11 protein-coding genes and 1 tRNA gene are annotated in these 12,483 nt (G+C 69.1%); 8 read left to right on the forward strand and 4 right to left on the reverse strand.

Annotation, left to right across the window (positions count from 1 at the left end):
- Positions 1–93 precede the first annotated feature (93 nt).
- From GDJ08_RS13955 to GDJ08_RS13970, 4 genes are read left to right on the forward strand one after another with little or no spacing between them, the layout of a single operon-like run.
- Positions 94–1,053 (forward strand): ABC transporter ATP-binding protein, encoded by a 960-nt coding sequence (locus tag GDJ08_RS13955; protein ID WP_017355683.1) that lies wholly within the window; start codon positions 94–96, stop codon positions 1,051–1,053.
- On the forward strand, positions 1,050–1,850 hold the full coding sequence (locus GDJ08_RS13960) for an ABC transporter permease (RefSeq protein WP_017355682.1): 801 nt from the start codon (positions 1,050–1,052) through the stop codon (positions 1,848–1,850). The genes GDJ08_RS13955 and GDJ08_RS13960 overlap by 4 nt, the downstream gene beginning before the upstream one ends.
- A 49-nt stretch (positions 1,851–1,899) precedes the next feature.
- A complete protein-coding gene (panE, locus tag GDJ08_RS13965) occupies positions 1,900–2,838 on the forward strand; it encodes a 2-dehydropantoate 2-reductase (protein WP_153165093.1) in 939 nt (312 codons plus the stop codon).
- A 2-nt stretch (positions 2,839–2,840) separates the two neighbouring features.
- Positions 2,841–3,728 (forward strand): NAD-dependent epimerase/dehydratase family protein, encoded by an 888-nt coding sequence (locus GDJ08_RS13970; protein ID WP_153165094.1) that lies wholly within the window; start codon positions 2,841–2,843, stop codon positions 3,726–3,728.
- A gap of 17 nt (positions 3,729–3,745) precedes the next feature.
- Here the strand turns inward: GDJ08_RS13970 and GDJ08_RS13975 are convergent, their stop codons facing one another.
- Together GDJ08_RS13975 and GDJ08_RS13980 are read right to left on the reverse strand one after the other, a co-directional pair.
- Complete coding sequence (locus GDJ08_RS13975) at positions 3,746–4,561, reverse strand: TatD family hydrolase (RefSeq protein ID WP_153165095.1); 816 nt, start codon at positions 4,559–4,561, stop codon at positions 3,746–3,748.
- A 160-nt stretch (positions 4,562–4,721) separates the two neighbouring features.
- Positions 4,722–5,756 (reverse strand): hypothetical protein, encoded by a 1,035-nt coding sequence (locus tag GDJ08_RS13980; RefSeq protein ID WP_153165096.1) that lies wholly within the window; start codon positions 5,754–5,756, stop codon positions 4,722–4,724.
- 91 nt (positions 5,757–5,847) lie between these two features.
- On the opposite strand from GDJ08_RS13980, the gene hrpB reads away from it, so the two are divergent.
- Both hrpB and GDJ08_RS13990 read left to right on the forward strand, forming a co-directional pair.
- Positions 5,848–8,352: an ATP-dependent helicase HrpB gene (gene hrpB / locus GDJ08_RS13985; RefSeq protein WP_153165097.1), complete on the forward strand. Its 2,505-nt coding sequence runs from the start codon at positions 5,848–5,850 to the stop codon at positions 8,350–8,352.
- Between the two features lie 174 nt (positions 8,353–8,526).
- Positions 8,527–8,916, forward strand: a complete 390-nt coding sequence (locus GDJ08_RS13990) for a hypothetical protein (protein WP_017354753.1) — start codon at positions 8,527–8,529, stop codon at positions 8,914–8,916.
- Positions 8,917–8,994: 78 nt separating this feature from the next.
- Here the strand turns inward: GDJ08_RS13990 and GDJ08_RS13995 are convergent, their stop codons facing one another.
- Both GDJ08_RS13995 and GDJ08_RS14000 read right to left on the reverse strand, forming a co-directional pair.
- Positions 8,995–9,534 (reverse strand): pseudouridine synthase, encoded by a 540-nt coding sequence (locus GDJ08_RS13995; protein WP_153165098.1) that lies wholly within the window; start codon positions 9,532–9,534, stop codon positions 8,995–8,997.
- Between the two features lie 74 nt (positions 9,535–9,608).
- Positions 9,609–10,469 (reverse strand): class I SAM-dependent methyltransferase, encoded by an 861-nt coding sequence (locus GDJ08_RS14000; RefSeq protein ID WP_017354755.1) that lies wholly within the window; start codon positions 10,467–10,469, stop codon positions 9,609–9,611.
- A 175-nt stretch (positions 10,470–10,644) separates the two neighbouring features.
- Here GDJ08_RS14000 and GDJ08_RS14005 point away from each other — a divergent pair, with 175 nt between their 5' ends.
- Positions 10,645–11,601, forward strand: coding sequence for an aldo/keto reductase (locus tag GDJ08_RS14005; protein WP_136006060.1), 957 nt, complete (start codon positions 10,645–10,647; stop codon positions 11,599–11,601).
- A 723-nt stretch (positions 11,602–12,324) separates the two neighbouring features.
- Positions 12,325–12,396 (forward strand) — tRNA-Arg (locus tag GDJ08_RS14010).
- The last annotated feature ends 87 nt before the right edge of the window (positions 12,397–12,483 follow it).

Below are 12,483 nucleotides of genomic sequence, written 5' to 3' on the forward strand. Positions count from 1 at the left end.
GACAGTGTGTAGCCGGGGCAAGCCCTCGGGGCCTTCTATAATAGCCGCTCCCCGCCCCTATCCAGCGCCGCCCCTGGGCGCGAAGGCAAGAGCTTGGCTTCCCAGAACACTCCCGCGTCCCCGACCGCCCCCGCCCTGCGGGTGCGCGACCTCCGCAAAACGTACGACAACGGCACCCAGGCGCTGAAAGGCGTTTCGCTGGACGTCGCCCCGGGCGACTTCTTCGCGCTGCTGGGCCCCAACGGCGCCGGCAAATCGACCCTGATCGGCATCATCAGCTCGCTGGTGAACCTCAGCGAAGGCCAGGTCGAGGTGTTCGGCAGCGATCTGGTGCGCGCGCGCAGCGCCACCATGCGGCTGATCGGCCTGGTTCCCCAGGAGATCAACTTCAACCTGTTCGAGAAGCCCTTCGACATCCTGGTGAACTACGCCGGTTTCTACGGCGTGGCCCGTGCCGAGGCCGAGAAGATGGCCGAGGAAGAGCTCAAGCGTGCCCACCTGTGGGAGAAGGCGCAGGTAATGAGCCGTACGCTGTCCGGCGGCATGAAGCGCCGGCTGATGATCGCCCGCGCGATGATGACGCGCCCGCGCCTGCTGATCCTGGATGAGCCGACCGCCGGCGTGGACATCGAGATCCGCCGCGACATGTGGCGTGTGCTCAAGGAGATCAATGCCGCCGGCACCACCATCATCCTCACCACGCACTACCTGGAAGAAGCCGAGCACCTGTGCCGCAACCTGGCCATCATCAACCACGGCCGGATCGTCACCCAGGGCCCGATGCGCGAGCTGCTCGCCAAGCTGGACGTGGAGGGCTTCCTGTTCGATATCGACGGCACGCTGCCCGCGCAGCTTCCGGTGATCGAGGGCGCCACCCTGATCGCCACCGACGGCCACACGCTGGACGTGGACATGCCGCGCGCGATGGACCTGAACCGGGTGTTTGAAGCGTTGAACGCCGCCGGTATCCGGGTGCGCTCGATGCGGACCAAGAGCAACCGCCTGGAGGAGCTGTTCGTGCGCCTCACCGGCAACCAGGAGAACGCAGCATGAGCAGCACCCCCACGCCCGTCCTGACCGACGGCCAGCGCAACCGCATCGCGCTGATGACCATCGTGCGCCGCGAAGTGGCGCGCATCCTGCGCATCTGGGGCCAGACCCTGGTGCCGCCGGCGATCACCATGACCCTGTACTTCCTGATCTTCGGCGGCCTGATCGGCTCGCGCGTGGGCGAGATGGGCGGCTACAGCTACATGCAGTTCATCGTGCCGGGCCTGGTGATGATGAGCGTGATCCAGAACAGCTACGGCAACATCAGCTCCTCATTCTTCGGTGCCAAGTTCGGCCGCCACGTGGAAGAACTGCTGGTCAGCCCGATGCCGAACTGGGTGATCCTGTGGGGCTACGTGTCCGGTGCGGTCCTGCGCGGCCTGATGGTCGGCATCATCGTGCTGATCATCGCCATGTTCTTCACCCCGGTGCGCATCCCGCATCCGCTGGTGACGCTGACCACCGTGCTGCTGGGTGCGACGATCTTCTCGCTGGCCGGCTTCATCAATGCCGTGTACGCCAAGAAGTTCGACGACGTGGCGATCGTGCCGACCTTCATCCTGACCCCGCTGACCTACCTGGGCGGCGTGTTCTACTCGGTGAAGCTGCTGCCGACGTGGGCCGAGGCGGCCACCCATGCCAACCCGATCTTCTACATGGTCAACGCCTTCCGCTATGGCCTGCTGGGCACCAGCGACGTACCGCTGTGGGTGGCCTACGCGCTGATGATCGGCTTCGTGGTGGTCCTGACCGCCCTGGCGCTGTGGCTGCTGCGTCGTGGCGTCGGCATGCGCAGTTGAGTAGCGCCGGCCGCTGGCCGGCTCCCCAAAAGAACAAGGAACAGTGACGATGCGCATTCTGGTGTTGGGCGCCGGTGGTACCGGCGGTTACTTCGGGGGCCGGCTGGCCCAGGCCGGGGTGGACGTGACCTTCCTGGTGCGCCCGGCGCGCGCGGCGCAGTTGGACCGCGACGGCCTGGTGATCCGCAGCCCGCTCGGCGATGCGGCGTTCCCGGTGCGGCACGTCACTGCCGAGGCGCTGCCCGCGCTGGCTGCGGCGCAGCCGTTCGATCTGGTGCTGCTCAGCTGCAAGGCCTACGACCTGGACAGTTCGATCGAGGCGATTGCACCGGCGATGTCCTCGCGTACCACGGTGCTGCCGATCCTCAACGGACTGCGCCACTACGCCGCGCTGGATGCCCGCTTCGGGCGCGATGCGGTGCTGGGCGGGCTGTGCTTCATCAGCGCGACCAAGGCCGCCGATGGGGCGGTCCTGCACCTGGCACCCCCGGCCAAGCTCACGTTCGGCGAGCGCGACGGCACCGGCAGCAGCGCGCGCGTGCTCGCCCTCGCGGCCGCCTGCGTGCAGGCCAACGTGGATCACGTGGCCAGTGATGCCATCGGTCAGGAGCAGTGGATCAAGTACACGTTCCTGACCACGTTGGCGGCGTCCACCTGCCTGATGCGCGCCGATGTCGGCACGATCGTAGCCACCGATGATGGCGCCGCGATCGTGCGCGGCATGTACGACGAGTGCCTGGCCGTGGCCGACGCGGCCGGAGAGCCGATCCCGGACAAGGCCCGCGACGCAGCGCTGGGGGCCATCACCCAGGCCGGGTCGACGCTGAAGGCCTCGATGCTGCGTGATCTGGAGGCCGGCCAGCAGGTGGAGGCCGGGCAGATCGTGGGCGACATGCTCGCCCGCGCGCGCGCCGCCGGGCAGTCGGCACCGCTGCTGGCGGTGGCGTACGCGCACCTGCAGGCCTACCAGCGCCTGCGCGACGCCTGAGCATGTACACCGCCGGGCCGGCGCGCGTGCTGGTGCTGGGCATGGGCTACAGCGGGCGGCACCTGGCCGCCCTGCTGCAGTCCAAGGGCATCGCCTGCAGCGGCACCGTGCGCGACCCCGGCACGGCCCCCGATGACGGGCTGACGCGGTATCGGCTGGCCGACGGTGTCCCGGTCGATGAGGCGCTGCACGCGGCAATCCGGCGCGCGGACGCGATCGTATGCAGTGTGCCGCCGGCGGATGCGGGCGACCCGGCGCTGCGCGTGCTCGCCGATGCACTGCACGACAGTCCCGCGCTGCGCTGGGTGGGCTACCTGTCCTCGACGGCGGTCTACGCCGACCGCGACGGGGACTGGGTTGACGAACACACCTGTGCCGATGCGGACAACGACACCGCCGTCCGGCGATTGCGCGCCGAGCAGCAGTGGCGCGCGTTCGCACAGGCACGCGGCATCACCTCGGCGGTGTTCCGCCTGCCCGCCCTGTACGGCCGTGGGCGCAACGCACTGGTGCAGCTGGCACAGGGCAAGGCGCGGCACGTGGTACGGCCCGGGCTGGTATTCAACCGGCTGCATGTGGAGGATCTGGCCGGTGCGGTGCTGGCGGCGATGCAGCGGCCGCATGGCCACGCGCTGTATCTGCCCGCCGACGATGCACCGGCCCCGCCGCAGGACGTGCTCGCGCATGCCGCGCTGCTGAGTGGCCTGGCGCTGCCCGCCGCGCAGGCCTGGGATGACCCGGCCATCCCCGCCTCGCTGCGACGCTTCTATGCCAGCAATAAACGCATCGACAGCCGCGGCACACGCGCGGCCCTTCAGTGGCGCCCCCGCTTCGCGACCTACCGCGAGGGTCTGGCCGACGCCTGGGCAAACGGCGACGGCCACCGGTAGCTCACGGCCATTGCGCCTCAGGCCACGTCAGGCAACCGGAAGAACGCGCGCGTGGCCGCCGTCGCATGGGCGGCCGTGGTCTCCGCCGCTTCGCCCCGATCACGCGCCAGCTCTTCGACAATGTGCGACAGGAACATCGGCTCGTTGCGGCGGTCCTTGGGCATCGGCTTGAGCGAGCGCGGCAGCAGGTACGGCGCGTCGGTTTCGATCATCAGGCGGTTGGCCGGGATGTGCTTCACCAGCTCGCGCAGGTGGCCGCCACGACGTTCATCGCACAACCAGCCGGTGATGCCGATGTACCAGTCCTGGTCCAGGTAGTCGAACAGTTCCTGGCGCTCGCCGGTGAAGCAGTGCACCACCGCCGCGCCCAGTCGGCCGTCGAAGTTCTTCATCTGCGCCATGAAATCGGTGTGCGCATCGCGCTGGTGCAGAAACAGCGGCTTGCGCGCCCCATCGGCAGCGACCACGTCGGCAGCCAACTGCAACTGGCGCTCGAAGGCACGGTGCTGGGCCGGGCGCGGGGCGAAGTCACGGAAGTAATCCAGGCCGCACTCGCCCACCGCCACCACCTCGGCATGCGCATGCAGCGCGCGCATCTCCGCATCGCATTCGTCGGTGTACTCCACCGCGTGGTGCGGGTGTACGCCCGCGGTGGCATACAGGACGCCGGGATGCTGACGTGCCAGTTCCAGCGCCATCGGCGAGTGCTCGCGGCTGGCACCGGTGATCACCATCTGCACCACCCCGGCCTCGCGGGCGCGCGCCAGCACGGCGTCGCGGTCGCGGTCGAAGGAGTCGTGGGTGAGGTTGGCGCCGATATCGATCAGGTGCATGGGGCTGCTGCGGGACGGGAAACCCCGTCATTGTAGCGGCTTGCCCGGCGCGCTCACGTCTGCACCAGGTCGTGGCGCTCCCCGTGGGCGGGAAGGCTAGACGATAGGCACGGCAGGCACAGCAGCGCATGGCGGCACAGAGTGGCTCGGCGGTGCGCGCTCAGTCGGCCGGCGCGGGTGCCAGCAGAATCTCCGCCAATTCGCGCGACAGCCCCGCCAGCCGCACCTGGCCGCCATGCGGCTGCACCGTGATGAAGGGCGCGGCACCGCGAACGAAGCGGTCGTTGCCAGGCGTCGACGTCGGGCCAGCCGTACCCGGCAGCTGCAGATACCACACCTGCGCGCAGATGGCTTCCAGCACGGGCTCCGGTTCGGGATAGAGGCCACCGCGCCCGCTGACCTTCGCCGTGCGCAGCAGGGTCAGCAGATGGGCCAGAAGATCGCGGCGCCGCTCACCGGGCACGTCCAGGGCGTCGGCAAATGCCTCGGGCGCGGTGCTCATCGCCATCAGCGCGGCACTGGCGCGCGATGCCGGCACTACCGTGGCGTCCACGGACCGGCCCGCATCCACCTGCGCCTGCCAGAGGGCGTCACTGGCTGCGCTCAGGTAGGGCTGCATGTCCTGCGCGAAGCGCTGCTGCCAGACGTCGAACTGGCGCTGCGCGGCGGTCCGGTCCCATTCCGGCAGCGGACAGCGCGCGGGCCGGTCATGGCGCTCCCAGTGCGTTGGCAGGCCAAGCGAGGCGCAGGCCATGCACACCATCCCACCAGTTGCGTCCTGCACGAAACGCAGGTGGCGAGCGCTGTCGTTTCCGCAGCGGTCGGCGTCATCGAGCAGCAACTGGAATCCATCGGCCTGCCGGCACAAGTCCAGGAGATTCCTGCGGCGGTCCAGGGTGCTGCCTGTCAGCGCGTTGGTCATGATGTAGGCGACGTCGTCGCCCAGCTGCACGCTGGGATACACCGCCTCGCGCAGCGTGCCGTCGGCCACCGCGCGCCGGATCGCGGCGTCATCGCTCAACCCCGCCGGCAAATAGCGCGCCTGGATCTGGGCACGCACCAGCATGGCCCAGTGATTGCCATCATACGGCGCGTCCAGCGGAGCGCCGGCATCCACCGGTTCCGAGGCCATCGTCGTGAACGATGCGGCTGCACACCAGACCAGCACCCACAGCACGCGCGCAGCACCAGACATCCAGATCTACCGTGGTTCCAGGGCGGCACAGGGAACCACGCCGGCCGCGCGCTGGCAATGCGCAGCGTTGCGGACGCCGTATCCTACGCCGATGAGCACCCCGATTTTCCCGATTACCGCACTGCTGCCGCAGGTCCTGAACGAACTGGAGGCGCGCACGCGCCTGGTGCTGGAAGCGCCGCCCGGCGCGGGCAAGACCACCCAGGTGCCGCTGGCGCTGCTGGACGCGCCGTGGCTGCAGGGCCGGAAGATCATCATGCTCGAGCCGCGCCGGGTGGCCGCGCGCAGTGCCGCGCAGTTCATGGCGCGCCAGCGCGGCGAAGAGGTCGGTGGAACGGTGGGCTACCGCATCCGGTTCGAGAACAAGGTGTCCGCACGCACCCGGGTGGAGGTGGTCACCGAAGGCATCCTGACCCGCATGCTGCAGGACGATCCGATGCTGGAGGGGGTCGGCGCGGTGCTGTTCGACGAGTTTCATGAGCGCCACCTCGCCGCCGACCTCGGTCTGGCCCTGGCGCTGGATGTGCAGGCGCAGCTGCGTGAGGACCTGCGCATCGTCGTGATGTCGGCCACGCTGGATGGCGAGCGGCTGGCACAGTTCCTCGACGCGCCGCGCCTGAGCAGCGAGGGACGCAGCTACCCGGTGGCGATCAGCCATTTCCCCGCCCGCCGCGACGAGGCCCTGGAGGCGCAGGCCCGGCGCGCGGTGGAACAGGCGCTGGCCACCCACCCGGGCGACGTGCTGGTGTTCCTGCCCGGCCAACGCGAAATCACACGCACCCAGGCCGCGCTCGAACAGGTGCTGCCCGCCGATATCCAGGTGCTGCCCTTGCACGGCGAGCTGCCGGTGGAACAGCAGAGCCGCGTGCTGCAGCCCGATCCGCACGGTCAACGCCGCGTGGTGCTGGCGACCAATGTGGCCGAATCGTCGGTGACCCTCCCCGGCGTGCGCGTGGTGATCGACGCCGGTCTGGCGCGCGAACCGCGCTACGACCCCAACAGCGGCTTCGCGCGGCTGGACGTGGTCAGCATCGCGCAGGCTTCGGCCGATCAGCGCGCCGGCCGCGCCGGACGTGTGGCGGAGGGATGGGCCTGGCGGCTGTGGCCGCAGTCACAGCGATTGGACGCGCAGCGGCGACCGGAGATCGCCCAGGTCGAGCTGGCTTCACTGGCGCTGGAGCTGGCGGCCTGGGGCAGCGACGACCTTCGCTTCGTCGATACACCACCGGTCGGCGCGCTGGCCGCCGCGCGCGAGCTGCTGCAGCGGCTGGGCGCGATCAGCGACAGCGGCGCACTCACCGCGCCCGGCCGGCGCATGCTGGCGCTGGGCACGCATCCGCGCCTGGCAGCCATGCTGTTGGCCGCCGGCAACGGCGAGGAGCAGGCACTGGCCTGCGACCTGGCCGCGCTGGTGGAAGCGCGCGACCCGCTGCGCCAGGGCGGCGATGCACTGGCCGCACGCTGGCGTGCGCTGGCTGCCTTCCGCCAGGGGCGCGCACCGCACGACGCCAACCGCGGCGCGCTGGCCGCCATCGACGCGGCCGGCAAGCAATGGCGGCGGCGGCTGCGCTGCGACACATCGCCCCCCACCTCGGTCGAGGCACACCGCCTCGGCGATCTGCTGGCGCATGCATTCCCCGACCGCATCGCGGCGCGTCACCCGACCGATCCGCTGCGCTACCTGCTCGCCAACGGCCGCAGTGCCCGCCTGTTCGATCCCAGCGACCTGCGCGGCGAACCGTGGCTGGTAGCGGTGGAACTGCGCTACGAAGCGCGCGACGCGCTGCTGCTGCGTGCTGCGCCGGTCGATGAGAACCGCCTGCGCCGGGACTTCCCCGAGCGGTTCAGGCAGGAAGACGTGGTGCGCTGGGACGCCGAGAAGCGGGCACTGGTGGCCCGCCGCGAAACCCGCTTCGACCGCATCGTGCTCGACAGCCGTTCAGCCGGCCGCGTGGATCCGGCGCTGGCCGCGCAGGCCCTGACCGAGGCGGTGGCCGAACTCGGCCTGGCGGCGTTGCCGTGGACCGACGGCCTGCGCCAGTGGCAGGCACGCGTGCTGGGCCTGCGCAGCTGGATGCCGGCGCTGGAGCTGCCCGACGTGTCCGACGCCGCCCTGATGGCTACGTTGCCGCGCTGGCTGACGCCCGCCTTCGCGGGCCGGACCCGGCTGGACGCGCTGGACGAAGCCACCCTCGGCGAAGCCCTGAAGTCGGCACTGCCGTGGGCCCAGCGCCAGCTGGTTGATCGCCACGCGCCGGTGCGCATGTCCGTGCCATCGGGCATGGAGCGCGCGATCCACTACGCCGTCGACGCCGACGGCAGCACCCCACAGGCACCGGTGCTGGCGGTGAAACTGCAGGAGCTGTTCGGCCTGGCCGACACGCCGCGGATTGCCGACAACCGCGTCGCACTGACCCTGCACCTGCTGTCGCCCGGTGGCCGGCCGCTGCAGGTGACCCAGGACCTGCGCAACTTCTGGGCCACTACCTACGCAGAGGTGAAGAAGGAGATGAAAGGGCGCTACCCCAGGCATCCGTGGCCGGACGACCCGTGGACGGCCACCGCGACGCATCGGGCCAAACCGCGCGGCACGTGACGCCGGGCGTAACGCGCCGTGCGCATTCATGGCTGCCGGCTGACCGGCGCTCCGGGTGCGGCGACATCGCCGCACGCAAGCCGCTACAGTCGTGATCCGGTTGTGCGGAGCGGATAACACGCCCTACACGGCCCACGCGCGACACTGGACAGGAACCGAGGCAAAGGACCCCCCATGAGCAGATTGACCGTGATTACCGACCGCGCCCTCGAGCGCGCCCTGGACCTGGCAAGCAGTGCCGGCGACGGCCTCAAACATGCCGGTACCAACCTGCGCCACTTCGGTCCGCAGGCCACCGACTGGATCAAGACCGGCGCCGCACTGGGCGCGGTCAAGACCGGTAGCAGGGTGGCCGCGAAGGTGGTGCGCCGCAATCCGGCCGTAACCATCGCCGCCGCCGCCGTCGGTGTCGGCCTGCTGGGCTACGCGCTGTACCGCAAGCAGCAGAAGAAGAAGCTCGCCAACGGCGGCGTGGTCGACGGCCAGGCGCAGCGCATCAGCGCACGCAACCGCCGCAACGACACCGTGGTCGACGAGCACAGCGATATCGGCAGCGATGCCTGATCGCGCTGCGGCATCTGCGTGACATGGAAACCGCCGGCATTGCCGGCGGTTTTTTTCTGGATCCTCGCCCAGCGGATGTCAATCGATCCGCCGCCACTGCCCGGGTTGCAGGCCGTCCAGCGCGTGTGCGCCCATCGCCACCCGTACCAGCCGCAGCGTGGGCAGACCCACCGCAGCAGTCATCCGCCGCACCTGGCGGTTCCGCCCTTCGCGCAGGGTGATCGCCAGCCACGCATCGGGCACCGTTTTGCGGAACCGTACCGGCGGTGTGCGGGGCCACAGCGACGGCGGTGGTTCCAGGCGTTCCACGCCGGCCGGCAAGGTGGGCCCGTCGTTGAGCTGCACGCCCGCGCGCAGCGCCTGCAGCTGCGCATCGGTGGCGGTGCCTTCGACCTGCACCCAGTAGGTTTTGTCCGCCTTGTGGCGCGGATCGGTGAGGGCATGCGCCAGACCGCCATCGTCGGTGAGCAGCAGGAGGCCTTCGCTGTCGTAGTCCAGGCGACCGGCGGCATACACGTCCGGCGGCAGCCCGAATCCGGCCAGCGTCGCGCGCGGCGGCTGGCTGCGGTCGGTGAACTGGCACAGGACGTTGAACGGTTTGTTGAAGGCGATCAGCATGGCGGAGACGACAACGGGGGACGGAACATTGTCCCATCCCCCGGGGCCGTGCGACGCGCGGCCGCCCCGGCCCGTTACCTGGCGGGTTTGACGAAGCGAAGGGTCATGCGGTCGCTCTCGCCGATGGCCTGATACTTCGCATCGTCGGCGGCCTCATGGTTGTTGGACGGGGGCAGCGTCCACACCCCGTTGGGATGGTCCTTGGTGTCGCGCGGGTTGGCATTGATCTCGCTGCTGCCGGCCAGCGTGAAGCCGGCGGCCTCGGCCATCGCGATCACCTGCTTCTGCCCGACGTAGCCGCTCTTGTCATCGGCCGGCACATCGGCCGTGGCGCGGTGTTCAACCACGCCCAGCACGCCACCGGGCTTGAGCACGCTGTAGAAGCCCTTGAACATGCCTTCGGCCTGGTTCGCACTGCGCCAGTTGTGCACATTGCGGAAGGTGAGCACCACATCGGCCGAATCGGGCGCGCCGAACTGCGGCGCGGTCGGATCGTAGGCCACCACGCGGGTCTTGCCGTACAGCGCGGCGTTGGCGGCAAACTTCTTTTCCAGGCCATCACGGCTGCGCTGCTGGTAATCGCGGCCACGGCCTTCGGCGACCGCCATCGGATCGACCACCGCCGCCACGTAAGTGCCGTTGTCGCGCAGCAGCGGGGCCAGGATCTCCGAGTACCAGCCGCCCCCCGGGGTGATCTCGATGACGGTCTTGCCCGGTGCCACGCCGAAGAACGACAGCGTCTGCGCCGGATGGCGCCACGGATCGCGCTTGACGTTGGCCGGGTCGCGCCAGCTTCCCTGCACGGCGGTCTGCACGGCGGGGGTGATCGCGATCTGCGCATTGGGGCCGGCTGGCTTGGTTGCCAGCGCCGGTGCGGACAGCAGCAGCGCGGACAGGGTGAACAGGCAGGCAGTGGTCAGCGAACGGGTTTTCATCGGCGGTTTCCTGGCGGCGGGTTGCGGCGAGACTAGCAGCCACGGCGCCCCAGGTGTTCACAAAACGTTAGTGCGATGCAGCACGACGGAACACTGTTTTGTGCCTGCTGCCGCAACGCGGTCATCGGCATCGACTTATCCTGTCGCTCTGGCTTTCAGAAGGATGACATCGCCCATGACTGCACTGCGGGACCTCGGCCGCTCCGGCCTCTCCGTCCACCCCATCGCCTTCGGCGGCAACGTGTTCGGCTGGAGCGCCGACGAGAAGACCTCATTCGATCTGCTGGACGCTTTCGTCGATGCCGGCTTCAATCTGGTTGATACCGCCGACGCTTACTCGGCGTGGGTGCCGGGCAATGCCGGCGGCGAATCGGAATCCATCCTCGGCCGTTGGTTCAAGCGCAGCGGCAAGCGCGATCAGGTGGTGCTGGCCACCAAGGTGGCCAAGTGGGCCGAGCGGCCGGGCCTGTCCGCGGACAACATCGCCGCGGCGGTGGAGGATTCGCTCCGTCGGCTGCAGACCGATGTGATCGATCTCTACCAGGCACACGAAGACGACCAATCCACGCCGCTGGAGACCACCCTGGCCGCGTTCGGCCGGCTGATCGACCAGGGCAAGGTGCGCGCCATCGGCGCCTCCAACTACAGCGCGTCGCGGCTGCGCGATGCGCTGGCCGTGTCGGCCGACTACGCGCTGCCGCGCTATGAAACGCTGCAGCCCGAGTACAACCTGTATGACCGGGGCGGCTATGAAGCCGAGCTGGAACCGCTGGTCCGCGAGCAGCAGATCGGCGTGATCAGCTATTACTCGCTGGCCAGTGGCTTTCTCAGCGGCAAGTACCGGCGTGCCGACGATGCGGCAAAGAGCAGCGCACGCGGCCGCAGCGTGGTCGACAGGTACCTCAATCCGCGTGGCCTGCGCATTCTCACCGCGCTGGACGACATCGCCGGCACGCACGGTGCCAGCCCATCGCAGGTGGCGCTTGCATGGCTGATCGCACGGCCGGGCATCACCGCGCCGATCGTCAGTGCCACCAGCGTCGAACAACTCAAGGACGTGCTGGCAGCCGCACAGGTGACGCTATCCGCGCAGGATATCGCGCAGCTCGACGCGGCCAGCGCCGAGGACTGAAGCGCGCCGTGGTGCCGTGACCAGACAGCCGCCGCGAGGCGGCTGTTTCTTTTTCCGACACGCGCCCGCAGTACCCGTGAATCTCCGGGTTAATAAAACAGGTTCAATAACCGCTTGCGCGCAGATTCAAACCCGGGTAATGTTCGCGCCCATCGCCGCAGCGTGCGGCATCCCATCCCTTCAACCGAGCCCGTCATGCACCGTTGTTTCCCCGCCATCGCCGACCGACTGCCAAGCGCGACCCACGCGCTGCGTCCGTGCGATGCCGCGGGCAAGGCACTGACGCTGGCCATCGACTGATCTTCCTGCACGGAGATCGGTCCCCGATCTCCGAGGCATGCCAACGCCCTCGGATGCTGCATCCGGGGGCGTTTTCGTTTGCGTTGGCATCGCTTCAACACAGGATCACCATGCCGTATTCCCCCATCGTCCACACCCGGGCAAGGACTGCCTGACCACACGGACGTGTTGCCGAGAGGCGCGAGAGCGCTGTGCCCTGGTGTGGGGCACGGGCGACGGGTGATTATGTGCATGACATATTGATATCGGCTTGTCCGATATTGATGCATCGGTTTGTTCGATTATCTCAACGGTGCAGGCTTTCGCCTGCCTGGTGCGCGCGACCGTGTCGTGGCGTATGCCGGGATGATCGACACCGGTGCGACATCGGCCTGCTGGTGCGGGCAGCGGCGAAGGCCGCGCAGGTCGGTTCGATTCCGGCATGTCATTGGATGGCTCATCGGTAGAGCCGCAGGTTCGCCCTGCGTGTTGCGGGTTCGAATCCCGCTCCAGACCCTTGCAATCGGGCGCAGGCCCACTCGGGATCCCCCGCCCTGTCGCGGCACCGCATTGCATCGCGGTGCCGCGGCCGGGCAACGCTTC

It is taken from the genome of Stenotrophomonas nematodicola (assembly GCF_009467805.1).
GTDB lineage: Bacteria > Pseudomonadota > Gammaproteobacteria > Xanthomonadales > Xanthomonadaceae > Stenotrophomonas > Stenotrophomonas nematodicola.